Origin of the sequence: Nostoc sp. KVJ20 (genome assembly GCF_001712795.1) — a bacterium.
GTDB lineage: Bacteria > Cyanobacteriota > Cyanobacteriia > Cyanobacteriales > Nostocaceae > Nostoc.
On sequence record NZ_KV757643.1, the window covers coordinates 1 to 22,784 of the forward strand.

At 41.7% G+C, this 22,784-nt stretch carries 18 protein-coding genes and 2 pseudogenes; 12 read left to right on the forward strand and 8 right to left on the reverse strand.

Annotation, left to right across the window (positions count from 1 at the left end; all coding sequences use genetic code 11):
• Positions 1-263: 263 nt before the first annotated feature.
• Entirely contained in the window at positions 264-1,139 is an 876-nt protein-coding gene (locus A4S05_RS21380) for an MBL fold metallo-hydrolase (protein WP_069071812.1), read from the reverse strand.
• A 420-nt stretch (positions 1,140-1,559) separates the two neighbouring features.
• On the opposite strand from A4S05_RS21380, the gene A4S05_RS43460 reads away from it, so the two are divergent.
• The 5 genes from A4S05_RS43460 to A4S05_RS21405 are packed head-to-tail and all read left to right on the forward strand — an operon-like array spanning position 1,560 to position 7,709.
• Positions 1,560-2,681 (forward strand): CHAT domain-containing protein, encoded by a 1,122-nt coding sequence (locus tag A4S05_RS43460; RefSeq protein WP_256091070.1) that lies wholly within the window; start codon positions 1,560-1,562, stop codon positions 2,679-2,681.
• A gap of 33 nt (positions 2,682-2,714) precedes the next feature.
• Entirely contained in the window at positions 2,715-3,695 is a 981-nt protein-coding gene (locus A4S05_RS40470; protein WP_069071858.1) for a hypothetical protein, read from the forward strand.
• Positions 3,680-4,636, forward strand: a complete 957-nt coding sequence (locus A4S05_RS21395) for an AAA family ATPase (protein WP_069071813.1) — start codon at positions 3,680-3,682, stop codon at positions 4,634-4,636. Before A4S05_RS40470 ends, A4S05_RS21395 begins: the two co-directional genes overlap by 16 nt.
• A complete protein-coding gene (locus tag A4S05_RS21400) occupies positions 4,633-5,763 on the forward strand; it encodes a hypothetical protein (protein WP_069071814.1) in 1,131 nt (376 codons plus the stop codon). Before A4S05_RS21395 ends, A4S05_RS21400 begins: the two co-directional genes overlap by 4 nt.
• 35 nt (positions 5,764-5,798) lie before the next feature.
• A complete protein-coding gene (locus A4S05_RS21405; protein ID WP_069071815.1) occupies positions 5,799-7,709 on the forward strand; it encodes a caspase family protein in 1,911 nt (636 codons plus the stop codon).
• Between the two features lie 151 nt (positions 7,710-7,860).
• On the opposite strand, the pseudogene A4S05_RS39165 reads toward A4S05_RS21405, so the two are convergent.
• Positions 7,861-8,085, reverse strand: a pseudogene (locus A4S05_RS39165) (protoheme IX farnesyltransferase); the annotation flags it as partial.
• 69 nt (positions 8,086-8,154) lie between these two features.
• Here A4S05_RS39165 and A4S05_RS21410 point away from each other — a divergent pair.
• Entirely contained in the window at positions 8,155-8,364 is a 210-nt protein-coding gene (locus tag A4S05_RS21410; RefSeq protein WP_069071816.1) for a 2-oxoisovalerate dehydrogenase E1 subunit beta, read from the forward strand.
• The gene (locus tag A4S05_RS21415) at positions 8,361-8,603 is read left to right on the forward strand and encodes a type II toxin-antitoxin system HicA family toxin (RefSeq protein WP_069071817.1); all 243 of its coding nucleotides are present in this window, start codon (positions 8,361-8,363) and stop codon (positions 8,601-8,603) included. Before A4S05_RS21410 ends, A4S05_RS21415 begins: the two co-directional genes overlap by 4 nt.
• 195 nt (positions 8,604-8,798) lie before the next feature.
• Here the strand turns inward: A4S05_RS21415 and A4S05_RS21420 are convergent, their stop codons facing one another.
• Positions 8,799-9,752, reverse strand: a complete 954-nt coding sequence (locus A4S05_RS21420) for a heme o synthase (protein WP_069071818.1) — start codon at positions 9,750-9,752, stop codon at positions 8,799-8,801.
• 227 nt (positions 9,753-9,979) lie between these two features.
• Positions 9,980-10,921: a COX15/CtaA family protein gene (locus A4S05_RS21425; RefSeq protein ID WP_069071819.1), complete on the reverse strand. Its 942-nt coding sequence runs from the start codon at positions 10,919-10,921 to the stop codon at positions 9,980-9,982.
• A 404-nt stretch (positions 10,922-11,325) separates the two neighbouring features.
• On the opposite strand from A4S05_RS21425, the gene A4S05_RS21430 reads away from it, so the two are divergent.
• The 5 genes from A4S05_RS21430 (at position 11,326) to A4S05_RS21450 (ending at position 18,626) form a co-directional block, all read left to right on the forward strand.
• On the forward strand, positions 11,326-12,408 hold the full coding sequence (locus A4S05_RS21430) for a cytochrome c oxidase subunit II (protein ID WP_069071820.1): 1,083 nt from the start codon (positions 11,326-11,328) through the stop codon (positions 12,406-12,408).
• A gap of 67 nt (positions 12,409-12,475) precedes the next feature.
• Positions 12,476-14,212: a cytochrome c oxidase subunit I gene (gene ctaD, locus A4S05_RS21435; protein ID WP_069071821.1), complete on the forward strand. Its 1,737-nt coding sequence runs from the start codon at positions 12,476-12,478 to the stop codon at positions 14,210-14,212.
• 122 nt (positions 14,213-14,334) lie between these two features.
• Positions 14,335-14,961: a cytochrome c oxidase subunit 3 gene (locus tag A4S05_RS21440; RefSeq protein WP_069071822.1), complete on the forward strand. Its 627-nt coding sequence runs from the start codon at positions 14,335-14,337 to the stop codon at positions 14,959-14,961.
• A 1,173-nt stretch (positions 14,962-16,134) separates the two neighbouring features.
• On the forward strand, positions 16,135-17,379 hold the full coding sequence (locus A4S05_RS21445; protein ID WP_069071823.1) for a serine/threonine-protein kinase: 1,245 nt from the start codon (positions 16,135-16,137) through the stop codon (positions 17,377-17,379).
• A gap of 170 nt (positions 17,380-17,549) precedes the next feature.
• Positions 17,550-18,626 (forward strand): PstS family phosphate ABC transporter substrate-binding protein, encoded by a 1,077-nt coding sequence (locus A4S05_RS21450; RefSeq protein ID WP_069071824.1) that lies wholly within the window; start codon positions 17,550-17,552, stop codon positions 18,624-18,626.
• A 138-nt stretch (positions 18,627-18,764) separates the two neighbouring features.
• Here A4S05_RS21450 and A4S05_RS21455 read toward each other — a convergent pair whose 3' ends face one another.
• The 4 genes and pseudogenes from A4S05_RS21455 to A4S05_RS21470 all read right to left on the reverse strand — a co-directional run bounded on the left by A4S05_RS21455 (position 18,765) and on the right by A4S05_RS21470 (position 22,622).
• The gene (locus A4S05_RS21455; protein ID WP_069071825.1) at positions 18,765-19,100 is read right to left on the reverse strand and encodes a XisI protein; all 336 of its coding nucleotides are present in this window, start codon (positions 19,098-19,100) and stop codon (positions 18,765-18,767) included.
• A pseudogene (locus A4S05_RS21460) lies at positions 19,088-19,505 on the reverse strand (XisH family protein). Before A4S05_RS21460 ends, A4S05_RS21455 begins: the two are co-directional and overlap by 13 nt.
• Positions 19,506-19,555: 50 nt before the next feature.
• The gene (locus A4S05_RS21465; RefSeq protein WP_069071826.1) at positions 19,556-21,340 is read right to left on the reverse strand and encodes a tetratricopeptide repeat protein; all 1,785 of its coding nucleotides are present in this window, start codon (positions 21,338-21,340) and stop codon (positions 19,556-19,558) included.
• The gene (locus A4S05_RS21470; RefSeq protein ID WP_069071827.1) at positions 21,330-22,622 is read right to left on the reverse strand and encodes an ATP-binding protein; all 1,293 of its coding nucleotides are present in this window, start codon (positions 22,620-22,622) and stop codon (positions 21,330-21,332) included. The genes A4S05_RS21465 and A4S05_RS21470 overlap by 11 nt, the downstream gene beginning before the upstream one ends.
• Positions 22,623-22,784 lie beyond the last annotated feature (162 nt).

Below are 22,784 nucleotides of genomic sequence, written 5' to 3' on the forward strand. Positions count from 1 at the left end.
TTTTAGTCCAAACTCCAGTTGTATGCAATACAGTCTGACCTCTCTCTAATTAAAAGCTACCGTGTACACACAAGCCCACAGCCATATCTTTATTAATAAATCTCTCACTGCGTTTCTATCCCGCCTCGGAATGAATTCCGAGTCTAATAGCTGAAGTCCACTTAAGTGGACTAAATAATCAATTCAGTCCACTTGAGTGGACTTTCGCTATCAGCCCTGAACTTCAGTTCTGGGCGGGATGTCGGTCAGTGTGACAGTTTCACTCAATTCAAAGATTCCATCAACTGAATACACTTGTGCATCTGCTGGCGCATGGTTTCTTTATCAGCATGAAACCTTCGCCCGTGACCTGGTAGCACCCATTCAAAAGAGTAATTAGCCAAGTTACGCATTGATTTAGTCTGTTCTGACCAAGAATACCAGCAGGCATTGTGGAATGCAGCTAGTTGGTGGAAGCTTTCTGACCAAGCGAGATGATCGCCAGTGAAGAGAAACTTATTTTTATAAAGTAGGACTGTTTGTCCTTTAGTGTGACCGGGAACTGGAATAATTAATAAATCTGGAGTCAAGGTAAATGGTTCAGAACCAGTTAGCTGTATTTCTACATTGCGAGTATCCGCAGTAATATCATCAACGTGGAGGATGCGATCGCACTGAAAATGCTCGGCAAACTTTTGATGATCTACCACATCATCCTTATGAGTTAGGTACATATAACGAATTGGCCCCAGTTCTTCTAAACGCTTGACTAAAGGCGGCGTAAAACGGGGAGAATCCACCAAAATGTTACCTTCTGGAAGTTGAATTAAATAGCTAGCAGCACCGTAAGATTTTTCAGAATGATAGCCGCAGTGGTAAATATTTTCTGTTACTAATATTGGAAAACTTTGTTGAACAGCTTTGATATCTTTTGGTTTATCAACAGTGCCAATGGAACTAGTAGGACAAGCTAAAAGTGCTTGCAGTGCAGCTAATCTTTCCGCATCATTTGTTGGTTGATGATAAACCGCCGACTGTTCATCAACACGAGAAAATACTTCAGGAGTCATCCAGCGACAGGTATCACAATCAATACAGGTAGTATCTACATAAAAATCGCCGTTGACATTTTGAGAGCGACGCTGATTTAAATGAGCCATATTAATCCTTTTGCTTCCAGCCACTTACTGGGGGATCGATAAACCTTATATCACTACGCTAGCAAAAGTAACTTGAGACTGTAGCCGCCACTAGAAGTAAATCCGCTCAAAAATATAAAGACTCGTGAAACCCAGTAAGCATAAATTGGGAAAACTGAACATAGACACTATCTGCTGATATATTCCCAAATATGCTTTACTGTTCTAATTCTAGTTGTGCAAATCCCTTTAACTCTAATAACAAATTGTTTATCTCCTAGAAACTAGATTAATGATTCGATTGTTTTCTGAGTAGTTCTCAATTTAAATGCCAGATTTTTATGTTTTTAACAAGAACAGCGGCAAAGGTGCAACAATTATGGTCTTTACTTATGTGAAAATGAACTTAGTCAAAAATCATACTCTGGGTTGATCATCTAAATGAGCAGTAATGGTCAAATCAAAATTCTGTTTTTAGCAGCAGATCCCAGTAATGCTACACGATTACGCTTGGGGCAAGAGTTACGTGATATTCGTGAGAGACTGCAACTAGCAAGAGAGCGAGATAGATTTATTCTAGACTCCCGTGAATCTGTACGTCCGGGAGATATCAGCCAAGCAATATTCGATGTTGAGCCGCAGATTGTGCATTTTTCTGGACATGGAACCAGTACAGGTGAGCTTTGTTTTGAAGATTTACTCGGAAAATACCAACCTGTACAACCCGATGCTCTCGCAGCGTTATTTGAACTAGTAGCCGATCAAATAAATTGTGTGCTGTTGAATGCTTGCTATTCCGAAGCTCAAGCAAAAGCAATTGCACAACATATTTCTTTTGTCATTGGTATGAATAAAGAAATTGGAGATCAAGCCGCGATCGCTTTTGCTGTTGGTTTTTACAAAGCATTGGCAGCAAGGCGGACGATAGATCAGGCTTACAAGTTCGGTTGCGTAGAAATTAGATTACAAGGTATTTCAGAACATCTGACTCCAGTCTTGTACGTAAAAAAAATACCTATAAAAAATACTTCCGATCCGGTTAAATATACTCTTATATTAAGTGCCACAATTAATGATATTGACAGACCACTAGCAGAAGCTATTGTTGCCCATTTACGTCAAATTTCGGGAGATGCATCCTTGACACTACAAAAAATTGAAGCAGGCAGTGTAAAGCTAGTTTTATTAGGTTCTCAAGAAGGTTTTAAGCAGATTTCAGCTTTGTTCAGAGAAGGCACACTAACTGAAATATTGGGTATTCCTATTCAAGAAATACAACAGCAAGGATTAGAGAGGGTAGTAGCTAACTCAACTAGTTTGGATTCTGGATCAACTAGCTTCAATATTAGGCAAAGACGGCGAATTTTACAGGAAATCGAAAGCCTCCAGCAATACTACGACTTGTTGAGCCAGAAATTGAGCCGTCTGCGGCAAAGTTTAGCGATAGAATCCGCTACTTCTGTGAAGTTCCAGTTAGAAATACAGATTCAAAACGCTGAAGCTGAAATAACACAACTTACTCAACAGATCGAGCAGCTAGAAAACAGCCTGCAACAAAAATAGTATTATCTCAGTATTGGATATTAAAACTTACTGATGTCCTTATTTAGGCACTTACAGCAAAGACAGGAAGAACTTCAACAACAATACGATCTCCTCAGCGAAAAGATAAGCCGCTTGCGGATTGATTCCGCTATCCAAGCAGGGACTTTAGTAGCTTTTCAGCTTGACAAGGAAATTGAGCGGGTTGAGGTAGAGCGCGATCGCCTCCTGAAGCAGATTCAGATTATTGAGAGGTCTTGCAAGAGTGAGCCAATACACAGTGAACTGTTTCGCCTCAACTACATAGCACAGGTACAGTTATTCCGAGAATTTATTACAGAAAAACGTATAGGAGCTTTCTTAGTTCATGGTTCGCCAGAATATGGTCAAATCTGGTTACTGAAGCGTTTGTTACAGAAAATTCCTGAAAGTACAGTGACTCCCCCAATCAAATTTTATCTCTCACGCCGGGCACTTAGGACTGATATTGCAGCCTTATGGAGAGAGTTGGGTCGTCGGATTGGAGTACAAGATTTTTCATCCCATGAAGAGATTGCCAGGAATGTCGTAGCTCAATTAAAAACTCAACATATCATCCTAGTATTTCACGATCTCGATTGCATTGATGAAACCTATCTGTACGAATTAATCCATGATTTTTGGTTGCCTCTAGTAAACTCAACCCCACAGACAATTTGCTCAAGCAACGAATTTTTTCTACTGATGTTTTTGCTTGACCAAGATGGTTGTGTCAATACTTGGAATCTTGAGTTTGCAGATCGGCTTGATCTGGTATGGAAACCCCATATTCCCATTAGGCTACCAATGATTGATCCCTTATCTGAGCAAGTCTTGGTTAACTGGATGGAAAATGCAATTGATATTCTACCAATCCAGATGACTAAAAAAATTAACTATACAGTTCAGGTGATTCTAGAGAAGAGTGAAGGCATTCCAGAGCGTGTGTTTGCTGAAATTTTTGGTTTGTGTGGCTGTAACTGGCAGGAGGAGGAAACCCGGTGGTTAGAACTTTAGACGGAAAGCGGCTGAAATATGTAGGTAAGGTTCAACCCCAGCCAGGAGAGCAAGATCCGGAGACGGGGCAAATCTTGTATCCCTACCTGCCTAGTGAGAAATTGGTAGAGGCTGTGAATTTAGCGATCGCCCTCGAACGCCCTTTACTATTAAAGGGAGAACCAGGATGCGGCAAGACAAAATTGGCTCGTGCGGTGGCTTATGAGTTGGGTTTACCTTATGAAGCTTGGTACATCAAATCTACCAGTCGAGCGCGGGATGGTCTTTACACCTATGATGCCGTGGGCAGGTTGCGGGATGCTCAACTTGCTGCCTCCAAAATAGATGAAGAAGCCGCAGTCAAAGCAAAAAATGCTGATGCCTATATAGAGTGGGGCCCGTTAGGGCGTGCCTTTCGCAACGAGCAGCCAACTGTGGTTTTGATTGATGAAATAGATAAAGCTGACATTGATTTTCCTAACGATCTGCTGTTAGAGCTTGATGAGCAAAGGTTTGAAGTCACAGAAGTAAAACAAAACAGTCTGCTCAAGAAAATTCAAGCCAAAGCAACACCAATTGTTTTTATCACCAGTAACGATGAGAAAGACTTGCCTGATGCTTTCTTACGTCGTTGTTTATTTCACTATGTCAAATTCCCTGAACGTCAGCAGTTAATCGAAATTGTCAAGACTCGGTTTACAATCTCGCCTTTGGAATTAGTGGACGCAATTATTGATCGCTTTTTAGAACTGCGCGAAGAGATGCGGCGGGACAAGGGCGAAGCAGGAAAAAAGGTCAGCACCAGCGAACTGATGGATTGGGTGCGGATTCTTAGTCATCATCAAGATGATCAAATTCTCAGCAAGTTAAAAACAGAACTTCTCTATCCTGGCGTGTTGCTGAAGAGTTGGGATGATTATCGCCGTTATGGTGAACAGATGCGATCGCAGCCAGAAGTATGAAGATAGAAGCTCACCACGAAGAACTACCACTGCTTGAGCTTTTTACACAACTGCGCGAGGCAGGTTTGCCCTTGGGGATCGATGAATACCGCCTTGTTTTGACAGCTTTACAGGAAGGCTTTGGCACGACTGATCAAAAAGCGTTAGCAGAACTGTGCCGTACCTTGTGGGTAAAATCTCAGGATGAAGAACACCTGTTCAACTATCACTTTCAACAAGTAATAACAGAACCTTATCCTATAAAACCTTTTGTCAGGAAGGAAGAAGAGAAAACGTCTTCCCGAAGACAAGAAGCGGTAGAAAGTGACGATAATTATTCACCTGATTTGCTCAATACAACACCTGCCACTATACCTGTTTCATCAGAATTAATGGAAGTACAGGATGAGATGCAAGTGGCTGAAGCAGTACAGATTACTACTCAAAATAATGAGGAAATTACTGTTAATCGCTTTACCGAAACCGATGAGTATTTTCCAGTGACGCGGCGGCAGATGAAACAAAGCTGGCGGCATTTACGCCGAATGGTACGCCAAGGTTTGCCCACAGAGTTAGACATAGAGGCAACTATTGAGCAAGTGGTACGGCAGGGGGTTTTGCTAGAGCCTGTAATGATGCCCAGTCGTGTGAATAGAACTGAACTACTTTTGCTGATTGATCACAAGGGATCTATGGTTCCCTTTCACGCACTATCCCAGCGATTAGCCCAGACAGCATTACGAGGCGGACGCTTAGGAAAAGCTAGTATTTACTACTTTCACAATTGCCCAACTAAGTATCTTTACCATGACCATACGCGCCAAAAAGCCCAACCTGTCACAGATTTTCTAGCTCAGTTGCGCCCAGAGCGTTCCGCTGTATTAATTTTTAGTGATGGGGGAGCAGCACGGGGCGGTTTTAGTCTGGAACGGTTGGAGTTAACCCAAAAATTTTTAGACCAGTTAAAACAGCGATCGCGTTATATTGCATGGCTGAATCCAATGGCAACAGAGCGCTGGTTTGGCACAACAGCAGGAGAAATTGCCAGTTTAGTGCCGATGTTTGAAGTTAGCCGACAGGGTTTTGATGGTGCGATCGATGTCTTGCGGGGTCGGGGAATCAATGCACAATTGAGGCAGGGGCTGTAATTAATTTAACTGGGAGTATTTCAAGGGTAGAGAGCATGAAGCCAGAAGTAGCTAGTCGTCGAATTGAATCTTTTGGTCAACGCTTCGGGGAAGCACACCTCTCTTTTGCCTATCATGCTGCTTTTCCGTTAGCGCTCACCCCAGATTTACTTTACCGAATATGGGCGAATTTCCAACGAGATATTCATAGGCAGGAGTTGAAAATACCTTGGCTCGCTGTGGCTGATCTGCTGCTTTCTAGCCTTTGCGATGAAGTGGGGCATGAACTATACGAAATGGATGCAGCAGTGCGAAATGCCCTATTGAGAGATTTAAAAGAGAATCCTCGTTTTGGCGAAAAGCGGATTAATCAACTGTCTGATTTTTTGCTTACCTATGTGCGGCAGCAAGTTGAAAGTCACGACCCGGATATTCGTGATTTTGCTCAGGCTCAGAGGTGGACAGCATTAGCTTATACTCGCCCAAGTGAGGCAGCGCGTGAATTGGCATTAACTCTTTCAAAGTTGAAATTGGAGGAAAAATCCGAGTGGATTCGCATGGCATATCTAGTAGAGACTTTTGCAGAACCTTTGACGGGGTTTGAACCACTATTAGTTTATGCTCGTGGGATGGCAAACTTTGTTCGTAACAATTTGAAAGGCGCAACGGCTCAATTTAATCAATTACATGTATTAGAGCGTCAAGTAAAGATTGCTGGAGTCAGCTTAAATATTCCTCTAGAATCGACTATTCCTGTAGAAGAGATTTCACTACTTAATCATAAGCTCACAGGCAAGATAGCGTTGTTGATTGGAGTTGGTGAATATGAGCCTGGCTTAACACCACTTCCTTCAGCTGTAAAGGATGTACAGGCAATAAAAAGAGTTTTACAACATCCAGAAATGGGTAATTTTGCTGCGGTAAAATGCTTAACAAATCCTAACCGACAGGCAATGGAAGAAGAGATTGAGAATCTATTTATGGGTCTTATGGGTCGTCGTAAGGATGATTTGCTGTTGCTGTACTTTTCAGGACACGGGATCAAAGATGATCGCGGTAGGTTGTATCTTGGGACTCGGAACACCAGTAAGACGCCGAGGGGCGAATTGATTCGCTCAACGTCGGTGTCTGCCAATTTTATTCACGACCGCATGAGTGAAAGCCGTTCTAGACGCCAAGTGGTGATTCTGGACAGTTGCTTCAGTGGAGCGTTTGCCGAAGGTTTGTCAGCAAAAGAGGATAGCTCAGTAGATATTAGAACTCAATTAGGAGGCGAGGGACGAATAGTTCTTACATCGTCAACTTCAACCCAGTATTCTTTTGAGCAGATTGGGGAGGAGCTTTCTATTTACACGCGTTATCTGGTTGAAGGAATTGCCACAGGTGCAGGTGATTTGAATGAAGATGGTTTGATTTCTGTTAATGAGTTGCACGAGTATGCTAAAAGAAAAGTCCAAGAAGTTTCTCCCGCAATAAAACCAGAAATATATGCATCGCCAGAAGGTTTTAATATTATCATTGCTAAAGCACAAGCAACAGATCCTAAACTTAGGTATCGTAAAGAAGTTGAGATTTATGCTAATCGCGGCGAGATTTCTATTATTGGTCGCAAAATCTTAGATACGCTACGCCAGAATTTGGGGTTGCTCTCTGAAGACACTGCTGCAATCGAATCTAAGGTTTTAAAACCTTATCGAGAGTACAAGCAAAAATTGCAGCAATATGAGCAGGTATTAGTTGATGAGATTAAGAGAGAGTTTCCTTTCAGTGACTCTATTCGCAATGATTTGCGACGTTATCAGCAGACTTTGGGACTTAGAGATGAGGATATAGCACCAATTGAAGAACGGGTTACTGCGTCTGCATATTCCATCAACGATTTTGTACCTAATGAAAAGTCAAGTTCAGATCCACCTAATGGAGCATTCAAGAGATTTATTGATTTTTTCAGGCGTCCATTCAACTAAAGCGATTAAAATGTTCAAGTGAAGCAAGCAATACCCTTATTAGCTTATCTGTTCTCAATTTGTGTATGAGAATATAGCAGTAAAAGTTTTTGAACTTCTTAAAATGCGATCGCGCCCCTTTACCAAACGCGATCGCTAAATTTTCCATCCCCTAAGCTATAAAATGCAACTGATCGATCGCTGCATTAATTAAATTATGGGTAACGGGAAGACTATCAACTACCATCCCCAGACACAACAGCATCATGTAGGAGATGGAATAGAGAAACAACTCTCTAGCGACAGTGCGATCCTCTGGATTTTGCAACAGCCGCCAAGATTTGTGGATAAATAATCCTCCCAGACTTAGGGCGATCGCAGCATAAAGAATTGCGCTTGGGAGGATTTTTTCTCCCTTGTCAAGTCTTGTAGATTGTAAAATTTAGTAGTTATGGAAAGATTAGCTATGACTGAAATTGTATTTCTCGTTGAAGATGATCCAGATGGTGGTTATACAGCTAGAGCTTTAACCGAGTCAATTTTTACTCAGGCTGACGATATAGAAACACTCCGCGAAATGCTTCGTGATGCAGTTCACTGCCATTTTCCTAATGAACAAAACCGTCCTAAAATTATTCGGTTACACATAGTTCGTGATGAGGTAATAGCTTCTTGAAGCTCCCACGAGATTTATCTGGTTCAGAATTAGTTAACGCTCTTGCTCGTCTAGGATACGAGGTCAGTCATCAAAAGGGCAGTCACATTCGGTTAACTACTCAACAGAATGGCGAGCATCATATCACAGTTCCCGCCCATGACCCGATTAAAATTGGTACTCTTAACGCCATACTGAGAGATGTTGCTGCTCATGCTGGTTTCACTCGTGACGAATTACTTGCGTTGATTTTTCCATAGCTATTAAAAATGAATAAATAGGTAAGTGTAATTAATGTTTAATAAATTCACTTATCACTGAAACTTTACTCGCGTAGGCGTAGCCCATCGTAGACATCGCAAATCTGCCGAACTCTAATTATTATGTATATTTTTGAATCTCTAAAGATGCGATCGCGCCCCTTTAACAAACGCGATCGCTAAATTTTCCATCCCCTAAACTATAAAATGCAGATGATCGATCGCTGCATTAATTAGATTATGGGTAACGGGAAGACTATCAACTACCATCCCCAGACACAACAGCATCATGTAGGAGATGGAATAGAGAAACAACTCTCTAGCGACAGTGCGATCCTCTGGATTTTGCAACAGCCGCCAAGATTTGTGGATAAATAATCCTCCCAGACTTAGAGCGATCACAGCATAAAGAATTCCACTTGCACCCAAAGGATAAACCAATAACACAGTTGCAAATACTGTCACCAGCGTATAGTACCAAATCTGCTTCACGGTTGCCGTATCACCTTCGATCACAGGTAGCATTGGTATCCCAACCTTTGCGTAATCGTCCCGAATCATTAGAGCTAAAGCCCAGAAATGGGGCGGTGTCCACAAAAAGACGATGGCAAAAATTAACCATGCTGACCAGCTTAATGTACCCGTGACGGCAGCCCAACCCACTAACGCCGGAATTGCCCCAGCCGCCCCACCAACAACGATATTCTGGGTGGTGTGGCGTTTTAGCCAGTGGGTATAGACCAAAATGTAAAAGACGATGCCAGAGAAAGCTAGCAGGGCGGCTAACAGGTTGGCAAATACTGCTAGGAGTGTAAAGGAAATCGTCGCCAGCGCGATCGCAAAAATTAGAGCATCGCGTGGCTGCACCTTACCCGAAGGTATCGGACGATGGCGCGTCCGCTCCATGTCATAATCAATATCCCGGTCATAGACACAGTTAATCGTCTGGGCGCTTGCAGCAGCCAAAGTGCCACCAGTGAGAGTTACTAGCAACAGCAATGGGTCTACTTCTCCCTTAGCAGCAATCCACATACTCCCAGCCGTAGTAATCAAAAGCAACGGAATAATCCGAGGCTTGGTTAGCTGGTAGTAACTTTGAACTACCTGTAAAAATGTTTCGTGGTGGCGAGAGACATTAGTCTCAATCATTTTGGCTCTGGTTCCTTATTTTTCAACAACTTATATGCAGCCCCCGCTCAAGCTGGCTCTTTCAGGCAAATGAAAACACAGATTTTCTGCACCTGCGTGGGTCGCAATACTCGCCGTTGCGGCCATAATTTAGTGCTCAGTTAGGAGTTAGAGACACGATTAATCGCGTCTGTACAAGAGTTAGGAATTCTTGCTTCCACTACTCCCTTTGTTCTCTGACTCCATACTCAGCACTCATTGCTCAAGACTGTGATCTCGCGGCTAGTAGCCCAGTCACGCAATGCGAGAACTGTGAAAGCCACCAAAGTACCCAGCAAAGCTGCTCCTATAGCTTGGTGAGAGACTGTGAGAGGTTCGACTTGGAGATGTAATTTGAAGGTGGCGAATCCCAACAAGATTTGTAAGGTCAACAACCCACCAGCCATATTTGCCAGTCGCCGCAAGGCTGGATGTAGTGCTGGTGTCCGCCAACAGATAAATACCATTGCCAAGGTTGCCACTGTTGGCGGCACTAAACCAGCAATATGGCTGTACATTACAGTACAAAGTTGAGAACCGCCGAGGCATTGATGTAGCGCCCAGCGAGAGCCTACCAAAGCACCTAGCAGACTTTGCAGGTAAACTAAAACAGCAGCAGTTAAACTGACCCAAGGTAACTTACCAACGGTTCCAGTCCCCTGATAGGGTGTGAGTGCTGTGCCGATAATCAAGAGGGTGCTAAAAAACAATAGCGCCGTGCCTAAATGGGCGGTAACAATATCAAACCGCAACAGTTCGGTGACGGTGAGTCCCCCCAAAACCCCTTGGAAGACGATTAGAAATAGGGCGAATGTGGATGCCCAAGGCAGCCAAGAGGGTAAGAAACGACGATGCCACCAGGACAAACCGAAGAGTGCGATCGCGCTTAAACCAATTAAAGCTGCATCCAATCTGTGAAACCACTCCAGGAATACCTGGAGATTCATCTGCTTGGCTGGCACGAGTTCGCCATAGCATAAGGGCCAGTCTGGGCAAGCAAGTCCAGCATTCATCACGCGGGTGGCACTGCCTATTGCCATCAAAATTAAGGTGGCTATGCATATTTTCCACACCAAGCGACGAATCATTTCTTTGGGCTTTTGCTGCTCAACTGCCGCTTCATTTTGTTGTTGTAGGACAAATTCGCTCATGAAGGATACCTTCTGCCCGCTCTTGGTGGATCTCTTAAAATTTTCAATTTTCTTTTAGCGTCCCATCTTCACCCTAGCGTATAGGCTAAGGGTTTATAGATTAGCACTCACTTATACTTTGAATCACTCTGGCAAGGTTTTGCCTGAAGCTTTAGGTATTTTTCAAGATGTCAAAAATTGATTAATGACAATTAATTTAAGCATTCTAAATTTTTCCTTAAATTTTTTCACTGGTTTGCATCTATTTTTGGCGTTGTATGATAGTAAACTCATACTCAAAATTACTAAAATAGCCAAAAAAATTAATAAAAATTTCAGACCTTTGTCCCCCATGTCTGACAGCCTAGACTACCTTAGTAAGTGAGTAGCTTCGAGATAACATAGTAAATTCAATTAAGTAAGCCGTGAAGATTCCAAGTTCCATCTGGACATTACTCATTGGCATCGTGCTAACGCTAGCCAGCCTTTGGTACGGTCAAAATCACGGTCTGTTGCCAGCAGCCGCCACTGATGAAGCCGTCTTGGTGGATGGTCTGTTCAACGCGATGATGATCGTTTCTACAGGGATATTTCTGCTCGTTGAAGGTATTTTAATTTACTCTGCATTTAGATATCGTCGGCGTGCAGGTGACAATGAAGACGGCCCACCAGTTGAAGGTAATATACCTTTAGAAATTCTCTGGACGGCGATCCCAGCAATTATCGTTATCGGTATTTCTGTTTACAGCTTTGATGTGTACAACGAAATCGGTGGCTTTGATCCCCATTCTATCCATGAAGCACCGATGAGTCAGGAGTCAATGGCAATGCCTGGAACCGCAATCGCTGCAACTTTAAGCGATACTGCTCCTGGCACTGAACCGAACCTCAATCAAGAAAAATCTGATGAGGCAATGCAAGACCCAGCTACGGCAGAAGTTCGTAATGCTGACCAAATTCCCCAACTGCGGAATGCCCCAGGTGTAGGTATTGTTGCTCCGACAATTGGCGGCAGTCCTGAAAAAGCAGGCAAACCAGCAGAATTACAAGTCAACGTCACTGGTCTACAATATGCCTGGATTTTCACCTATCCTGAAACTGGTATAACTACAGGTGAAATGCACGTCCCCATTGGGCGAGAAGTGCAAATCAGCATGACCGCCAACGATGTCATTCATGCCTTCTGGGTTCCAGAGTTCCGCCTAAAACAAGATGCGATCCCCGGTAGGCAAAGCGAGATTCGCTTCACCCCCCAAAAAGCAGGAGATTATGTCCTAATCTGTGCTGAACTTTGTGGCCCCTACCACGGTGCAATGAGAGCGCCAGTAGTTGTTGAGCCACAAGAAGCCTTTGATAAATGGGTACAAGAACAGCTAGTTGCTAGCAAAGAAACACTAAATCAAGCGATCGCTGTTAACCCTGCCGATCTATCCCCACATGAATTTCTTGCGCCTTATACCAAGGACATGGGAATTAAGCCAGAAATCCTCCATCAAGTTCACCATTAATCAATATGTTATTTAGTCAAAATCCAATGACTAATGACTGATGACTAATGACCAATGACTAATGACTATGACACAAGCTCAGTTGCAAGAAACTGCCAATATCCCTGCCCTTCTTGAGGAACCAGGGGTCAGAAAATGGCAAGACTTCTTTGGTTTTCAAACCGACCATAAGGTGATTGGGATTCAATATCTAGTCACTTCGTTTATTTTCTACTGCATTGGCGGCGTGATGGCTGATTTGGTTCGCACGGAATTGCGAACCCCAGAGGTAGATTTTGTCACCCCGGAAGTCTACAACAGTCTGTTTACACTGCACGCCACGATCATGATTTTCTTGTGGATTGTGCCAGCCGGGGCAGGGTTTGCTAACTATCTAATTCCCCTAATGATTGGGGCAAAAGATATGGCATTTCCTCGGCTGAATGCTGTTGCCTTTTGGATGATTCCCCCTGCGGGTGTGTTGCTAATCGCCAGTTTAGTGGTAGGCGATGCACCAGATGCCGGCTGGACTTCTTACCCTCCCCTGAGTTTGGTGACAGGACAAGTGGGCGAAGGCATTTGGATTATGAGTGTCCTGCTGCTGGGTACGTCCTCAATTTTGGGGTCGATAAATTTCCTGGTGACATTGATCAAGATGCGTATCCCCAGCATGGACATTCACAAAATGCCCTTGTTCTGCTGGGCGATGTTCGCCACTTCGTGCCTAGTTTTGGTATCAACCCCAGTCTTAGCAGCAGGTTTGATTCTGCTTGCCTTTGACTTAATTGCCGGGACAACGTTCTTTAACCCAACTGGCGGTGGCGACCCAGTAGTATACCAGCACATGTTCTGGTTTTACTCCCACCCAGCGGTTTACATCATGATTTTGCCCTTCTTTGGCGCAATTTCAGAAATTATCCCCATTCATTCCCGCAAGCCAATTTTTGGCTATAAAGCGATCGCTTATTCGTCTCTTGCTATTAGCTTTTTGGGGCTAATTGTTTGGGCGCACCACATGTTTACCAGTGGTATCCCCGGTTGGTTGCGGATGTTCTTTATGATCACCACCATGATCATTGCCGTACCCACAGGGATTAAAATATTTAGCTGGTTAGCAACCATGTGGGGTGGAAAAATCCAGCTTAATAGTGCCATGCTATTTGCCATCGGCTTTGTCGGCACCTTTGTAATTGGCGGGATTAGTGGCGTGATGTTGGCAGCAGTGCCTTTTGATATTCACGTTCACGATACTTATTTTGTGGTTGCCCACTTACACTACGTCCTATTTGGCGGTAGCGTATTAGGAATTTTTGCAGCTATTTACCACTGGTTCCCGAAAATGACGGGACGGATGGTAAACGAATTTTGGGGTAAGGTTCACTTTGCCTTGACAATTGTCGGTCTAAACATGACTTTTTTACCCATGCACAAACTGGGTTTAATGGGCATGAATCGCCGTATTGCCCAATATGACCCCAAATTCACCACACTAAACGAAATCTGCACCTATGGTTCTTACATACTGGCAATTTCGACATTCCCCTTCATCATCAATGCAATTTGGAGTTGGTTGTACGGCGAGAAAGCTGGCAATAATCCTTGGAGAGCATTGACTTTAGAGTGGATGACTACCTCACCACCTGCGATCGAGAATTTTGATCAAACCCCAGTACTGGCTACAGGCCCCTATGATTACGGTTTGGAACATGCTAATGAAGGTGTACCTTTGTACGATCCAAATCCATTATTATCTGGTGGCCCCAACTCGGTATTAAGAGCAGAACCCGATCCAGCGGTTGCCGCTAATCCCGAAGACCGTAAATAAACAGGGGACTGGGGACTAGGGACTGGGGACTGGTTAATTAATTCTCTTCCCAATGCCCAATGCCCCATGCCCAATGCCCCATGCCCAATCCCCAATGCCCAATTCCCCACTTATAAAAATTCATGCAAAGTCAAACTATTGACCCAGCTAAAACGGAACTGAATCATCACCACGCGGCGGAAGCGTCCGTCGGTCATCATGAAGAACATCCAGACCATCGCCTGTTTGGACTATATGTCTTCCTGATTGCTGAAGGGATGATTTTTATGGGACTGTTCGGAGCCTATTTGGCTTTCCGTGCTACCTTACCTGCATGGCCACCAGCAGGTACTCCAGAGTTAGAACTATTGTTACCTGGAGTTAACACCATCAATCTAATTTCTAGTAGTTTTGTCATGCACAATGCCGACACTGCTATTAAAAAGAATGATGCAAAGGGTGCGCGAATCTGGTTAGCAATTACCGCTCTGATGGGCGCTACTTTCTTAGTGGGTCAAGTATATGAATATACCCATTTGGAATTTGGTTTGACTACCAATTTATTTGCTAGTGCATTTTACGTTTTGACTGGTTTCCACGGATTGCACGTTACCATCGGTGTTTTGGCAATTGTTGCTGTGCTGTGGCGATCGCGCGTTCCGGGTCACTACAGTAACGAAAAGCACTTTGGCATTGAAGCAGCCGAAATATACTGGCACTTCGTTGACGTGATTTGGATTATTTTGTTCGGATTACTGTATCTGCTGTGAGTATTAATTATTAGTTGTTCATTCCACGCGAACAACTTAATAGGCCCCCATTAGGGGGCTTTTTTATTTAATTAACAAAATGCTGCCGTTACAGATGGCTGTCTTGAATTTCCTATAAAACAGTTTTACAAGAGCTAAATAAAATGTTATTGCTTTTTCTATATATATATGCAACTGAGTTATTGCAAGTGATAAGGAGCAAGTAAAAAGTGGGAAAAGTCAGAAAAGTAGGATGTTTTATATAAACTATTGAATAACCAGTTAATATGCTGTAGCTTGAGATGTTAAGGATAGAGTAAACCAATAAATGAAGTTCGCAAATTTACGCGGATTTAATTGAAGGTAAGGCAGTGCTAACATTTTTTCTAGTAATGAAAGTTAAAATTTTAACTTCTTGGAGAGAGCGCAAGCATTGTGATTTGCCATTTTGCTTTCTCATTTGAGTTGTTCAGATATTAGTTATCGAATTTTTAACAAGTAAAAATACTTCTTGCTTTCTATTTTTGATGTTTTTTATAAGCAAAATTCTTAAATACTTTCTCATTTGAGTAATTCACACATTTAACAAAACTATCACCTTTCTACAAAAGCCATTATAGATTTGCCAAAATTTTAAGGAGATCGAGACAATAAAATATGAGTGATTGACAAGTTATACTTATTTGCCTCAAAAACCATCACTAGATATTTAGCTTCAGGAATTACCTACTAATTTTTATTTTTGTCGAACTCATGTTGATATTACAAGCGCGGTCGCGCTAGTGATGACTAAAATCTGATAAACAAATTGTGGTGGATACTGTAATGACATGTGTGCTTTTGACTGCGTATCTTTAATATTTTGTCAGTAATCAGACCCAAAAGTTAAAATAAATAAACCTCTGACTCTATGAATGTTCTCCTGTGCCCGCAGTTCTAAATACTGTGGATTAGTGTTAAATTTACTTAAGTGATAAGATTATTGAACTATTCCAGAAATTAGTTTTGTATTAAGATGCCTATAAAGGTATTAAATGAACCAATAAAGCTGCTAACCATGAAACTGCTCCAAAGCATATAAATATAAGGTCTGATCAGGTGACTGCCTCAAATATCAGCAAATCAAGCAGCAAGCATTTATAACCTCACCCAAGCTCTGAATGGTCAGTAAATATAAGAAGTAGTATACGCCATATGAGCCAGAACCCTCTAATCAGAAAAACACTCCGAAGTCGCTTTGAGACTGTCAAACTGATGGGAAGCGGAGGATATGGTAATACTTACTTGTTAGGAGGAGGTATACGTAACAGACATCGATACTCTCTCGCCAGAAAAACACTTCGCAATCGCTTTGAGATTGTCAAACACTTAGGAAGCGGGGGATCTGGTGATACCTACTTAGCCATTGACTTGGATTTACCAGGACAACCCCATTGTGTCGTCAAACACTTCCACCCAAAAGATTCCAATCCTGCTGTTCTACCCATAGCTAAAAAGCTATTTGATCGGGAAGCGGAAGTTTTATACCAGCTAGGCAACGACCACGATCAAATTCCGAGACTGTTTGCCCATTTTGATGAAGATGGAGATTTTTATTTAGTCCAGGAATTTATTGACGGTCATGCCTTGACTCAAGAAATTATACCAGGTCAACGTCTTAGCGAGAATACAGTCTTAAATTTATTAAAAGATATCCTGGAAGTGTTAGCCTTCGTCCACCAACACAATATTATTCACCGAGATATTAAGCCTCAAAACTTAATGCGGCGGTATTCTGATCAGAAGATTGTGCTAATTGACTTTGGCAGTATTAAGAAAATTGGTGCTTTGGGAGCAGGCTTAACAATTGCTGTTGGGACTCCTGGCTATATGCCAAGTGAACAGGCTAAGGGAAAGCCAAAACTTTGCAGCGATATCTATGCAGTCGGGATGATTGGCATTCAAGCTTTGACAGGTTTAATACCTGAGCAAATACCAGAAGATCCCAGTACTGGAGAAGTGATCTGGCGCGACAAGGCAGAGGTAAGTGATGCTCTGGCAAATATTTTAGATACAATGGTTCGCGATCGCTATAACCAACGTTATCAGTCTGCCACAGAAGCTTTACAAGCACTTAATTCTGATGTGGTGTTGTCACATTCCTTACAATCTGCTGACATTAACTACAAGGCTGATGATACCTATTTGTTAACTTATAGAAACTTTATTTTACTGCTGGGCATTGGTCTTGGTGCTACCACTAGTTTGATAGTAATAGTTTTAATTTATACATTTATTAATACGGGGACATCGCTTCCAAACCAACCTACTCCACTAAAGAGTTTTCTAGAAAGATTTGTTGAGTTTCCGTCAGCTAAGACGAATAGTCTACTAGCTAAATCAGAACTTAACAGAAGAATCTGTCAAAGCAATTGCACCATTGCAAAAAAGACCAAATAGCAAGTTTAATTTCACTACATTAGAAAAGTTAATCATCTAGCAGCAATCATAAGACTGGCTATTAACTAGCTATTACAGATTTACTTTTAATTTAAATACTTCAAGATGACTGTAGGATAAATACTTAGATATTCCTGTAAGATAAATACAATGAAACAATATTTAAAGATATGGACAATACAAATCAAAGAAAAGCTTTAATTAACAGCGAAATCGCCCTCTTTCTTAAAGGTTTGATTATTGGTAAAGTTCTAACACTTATGGTTATTGGCGGATTACTTTGGTGGTTGTTGAAGCCAAATTTATTGTCCCGCAACAGTGCTAACTCCTCCTCGACTCAAAATTTCAACCGCGTCTCTAATAATGCATCAACTTTTCAGACAGTTGCTGATGTTCCCCCTGCCTCATTTAACTACGGAGGTAGTACAGCTTGGGCATCTATTCGGCAATTGGTAGATTCTCAGATCCAGAGCGATCGCCCGGAACTACAATTACGCTATGTAAACCCTGTTAATGGTAGCCCTGGTTCTAGCTCCGGTATTCGGATGTTGCTTGATGGGAAACTAGACTTTGCTCAGTCTTCCCGTCCTCTCACAGATGAAGAAAAAGCGATCGCAAAAGAGCAAGGCTTCACCCTTGAGCAACGTCAGGTGGGTATGGATGGGATAGCAGTGGTAGTCAATCCATCACTCAATGTGCCTGGTTTAACTGTTGAACAATTACAGCAGATTTATTTGGGGCAAATTACCAATTGGAATCAAGTAGGTGGACCAAATCTACCCATCACAGCTTTTTCCCAACGACCAGAGGACGCAGATACAGTAATATTCCCTACTAACAGCGACTTGAAGGGGCAAGCACTTGGCTCTAATGTCCAGTATGTTTACTCTGCTACAGAGGCAGTGCGCCAACTCAGTAAAACCCCTGGTGGTGTGTATTACGCTTCGGCTCGTTCAGTAGTCTTTCAATGTAGTGTGAAGGCTTTACCATTGGGTAACACTTCTGGTCAGCTAATTACCCCCTATCAGGAGCCGATGGTGTCGCCTGAACAGTGTCCACGTCAGCGCAACCAGCTAAATAGTCAGGCGATCAAAAATGGCAGTTATCCGATGATTGCGAATTTGTTTGTGATTATTAAGCAGAATAAAGGTCCAGAACAGCAGATTGGAGATGCTTATGCCAATCTTTTATTAACTGACCAAGGACAAAGGGCTATTGAGCAAGCTGGTTTTGTTGGGGTTCGCTAGTAGATTTTAAGGACAATTGAGCAAGCTTTCCAGAGATACCCGACTTGTTTAAGAGGTCGGGTATCTAGAAGAAGCGATCGCTTTTCTATCTATTCACTGCTTTTTCAATATTAATATATCGCTCGCTTGAGTTGAAGTTCACTCAATAGCATAAGAAGTAAACTGGCGCTTAAAAGGAGAATGGAACCCAATAACAATATCAGAATGGGGTACACCTAACTCAACCAATCGTTCAGCAACAGACTCTTCCGTACCGTTATACTGTATCCATATTTTCCCATCTTGAATATCAAAATGCATGACCGGGCCAAACACCCGCTTATCTCCTTGCCAGCCAACGTAGGCTAGTTGATAATGGTCGTTTTCGTTGTCTAAAATTAATTGTGATTTGACAGTATCGGTATTAGATGTGATTTGTTGATGTTCGCTCAAAATTTGTTTGATAAATTGTCGATAGCGTTCTATTTTATCCATAGCCGAATTTCCTCACATTTTGGGTCGTAAATTATCAACTTAACTTGGTAACGATGAAGGGTGCGTTGGACAAAAGAAAGTTGGAAAAAGTCTTGATATGTTTCGATAGGAACGGCTAGATAAAGCACTCTGTCTGCTTCTTTCTCTTCAATAGCTTGGTAATAATTGAGATATTGTCCAAGTGCCGTATGAAATTCACTGATATCTGAATCTGCAATAAAACTTTTAATTTCAACAGCTATTTTTTCTTTATTCCGTTCTGCGGCAATTGGCATTTTCAGCAGCTAAGTCTATTTGTAGTTTAATCGCTTCACTAACACGAATTGTAAAAGGGTCGTGAGTAATTATCCACCCATCTTTGATTAATGCTTTTTTTACCTGTTGATGGAAAACATCTTTAGCCATTTTGCTATCTCTAGATTAGAGTCAGCTTAACCCAAAATGATATTTTAGCTCTATGTCATGCGATCGCACTCTCCATTATTCTGCATTGCTGCGGCAAGTTTATCTAGATTTTGACGAACAGTGACGCTACGGAGATGATTTACACCCCAAATTCGTTCACAAATATCTAAAGCTTGCAAATAAAGCGGCTCTGCTTCACCATAACGCCCTGTTGCACGATAAATTTCTGCCAAATTGTTGAGACTTTCCGCAACATTAGGATGATTTTCTCCCAACAAAAGCTTATCAAGTTCTAATGCTTTTATACATAAAGATTCCGCCTCATTGTAACGTCCCTGTTCTCTATACATATAACCCAAAGCGTAAATAGTATCTGCTAAAAGCGGATGCGCTTTTTGTAATACACGCTGCTTGAGTTCTAATGATTGCAAAAACAAGGATTCCGCTTCACTGTAGCGTCCTTGAGCGCGGTATATTAAACCTAAATTATGCAAATCTGTTGCAACATCAGGATTCTCTTCTCCCAAAAATCGCTTATCTAGTTCTATTGCTTGTTGCGACAACGGTTCAGCTTCACTGAAACGTCCTTGATGATAATAAAGTAGTGCTAAATTATTCAGTATGAGAGCGAAAGAAGGATGATTTTCACCAAGCAGACGTTTTTCGAGTTCTAATGATTGCAGATACAAAGGTTCTGCTTCGTCATAACGTCCTTGTTCATCATATAGTAGTGCCAAATTGTTCAGACTGGCCACAACATCGGCATGGTTTTCTCCCCACAGACGCTTCCTCAGCTCTAAAGCTTCTTGATATAAGAGTTCCGCTTTATTATATTGTCCAGTAGATTTGTATAGTCCTGCCAAATTATTCAGGCTAGTAGCAAAAGAAGGATGGTTATCTCCTAATAGACGTTTCCTCAGTTCTAAAGCTTGTTTATATAGTGGTTCGGCTTCGCTATAGTGTCCCGTTGCACGATATATTCCTGCTAAATTATTGAGGCTATTAGCTAAGTCTACCTGCAAACCTAATTCATTTTGTAACTCACTCGCCTGACGCCAATATTTAATTGCTAATTCCTGTTCTTCTTGATAATTTTGAGATTCACCCCGCTCTAATCTGCTGCGATAAATATCACCTAACCTTGAATATAAGGTAGCCAAGGTAGGATCTTTAGTTCCCTGTTCCTGTTCTACTTTCTCGATTAGCCTTTGTAAATCTTGAATGGGTAAGAAAAAGGGGTTATTTTCATTCGTATCTGTGCTGGCTAATTCTGTGTCTCTAAAAACAAAGCGAATGTGTTCTAATTCTTTACCAGGAATAGCATTTGTCTTTTTAGATTCAAACCGGAATACACCATTGCGCCAACTCCAAAAATCAGGGGCTTTCTTAATCAGGCTGACTAAAATTTGATTAGTTACCCAAAGCACGATCGCAAAAGGAAATTCGCGCAATCCTTCCCTTGTCCACTGTAAGTAGCCAAAAAATTTCTCCTGTTCCGATTGCTCATTTCCCAACCTGAGAAAATAAAGTTGTTCAGCACCCGTAACAGTAATCACCGCCGGCTTCTGCTGACGGAGATATTCTTCTTGTTGAACCAGTTGGTTAAGAGCAGCTTTTAGGCTTGGTTCTTGACGTGCTAAAGTTACTCGATATGCACGGAAGGCGGGTTGTAATTCAGCTTCATACTGGGCAATAATTTCATCACGAAAACTACCATCATCGCAAACCGCAATCAGTAAATTTAAGCCGCGTTTTTGAGCTTCAATAGAAACAATTAAATCATCATACGCATCTTGATTTTCTCCCTCATCATCTAATAATTCTTCATTTAACATTAATCGCTCCCTGTCTTCTCAAGCTTTCGATAATAATTGGATGAACATCATACCAAGTTTCATCGGTGCGATATTCTAGAACATACAGCCCATGTAGCAAATCTAAAAACTCTGCTTGTTTGGGATCATTGGGCATAAATTGTTCATAAACGCTCTGCAAAATATCGATATCAGTTTTTCCTAAGCGGATGGAAAAATCATTGCGAATTTTATTTATTGCTTGCAGAAGAATTTTATCATCAATAATAACTTCGGCTGAAGGATTACGCCGGATAGTCCGCAAACATATACGGCAACATTCCTTAGAAATGCGAATTAGCTCTCGCAATACGCCACCACTGTAAATTACAATTTTTTCAGCCGTTTCAGCCGCAATTAATTCACTGGGAATCCGTTTTTGTAAAACTTCACCTAGAATCTTTGTTGCTTCCGGGCGAGGTTGAGCATTAGGGAAGCGATTTTTACCTTTATCAAATATTTTTAAGACAGGCATTGCCACAACTTGATCGTTAGTTTCAGTGGCAATTATTGTACTAATAAATGTTTCTCGAAGGACTGCGATCGGGATAGTGTAAATAATTTGAAAGTTAGGTTGACAAAGAGCCTTAATGTTATCTCGATAAATTTCGTTAACTCTGCCTAAGTCAAGTTTATCTAAATCATCAATAATTACTAAAACGTTTTGTTTAGTTGCAGCTTGAATAAGAGCAGCGATTTCGTTAATTCTGGCAACTAAATCTGATAACTTGCGTTCAAACTCTTGCTTAATTTCATCCCGAACGCTAGCATCAGCTTTTAATTTAGAACTAATCAATTTTAAAAGGTCAAAACCTATACTAGCTTCTGCTTGCAAATTTGTTTCTTCAGTGCGAGTGCGGGTAGCAAACCACTTATAAAGAGCTTCTTTAGTAGATTGTGGAATATCAACCTTGCGGGCTTCGGCCTCTGTCATTAAATTAACTGCGATCGCAAACAGTATATTAATATGATTAACCGCCGACATTTCAATTTTGTCAGCAATAGAAAAGAGAACTACAAAATATTTATCTTGAATTTGTCGGCTAAATTCAGCTAACAAAGTAGACTTACCACATCCTCGATGTCCTGTAAAGACAATTTTGCCATCTCCATTAGGACTATCTTCTACTAATTGGTTAAGGTCTGCAATTAAATCATCACCATATTCGACTCGAAATCTTTCCATTTCGTTCCGTTCCATCAACGGAAACAGTTCGAGATTGCTGTATGCTTCTTGAAAGGAGTTTAATAAGTCTTGAGACATTGGATAGTGCCGTAAACGTGCTAACTATCCATATAATGGCTCATGATTTTTGAAGCACAAGTTTAGGTAATTACAATTTTTCTACCTCTGTCAAAAAATGACTACTAGGTGATACTGTCTTATGTTTTCAAAGACGATACTGTTAGTTCCACAATCCCAACC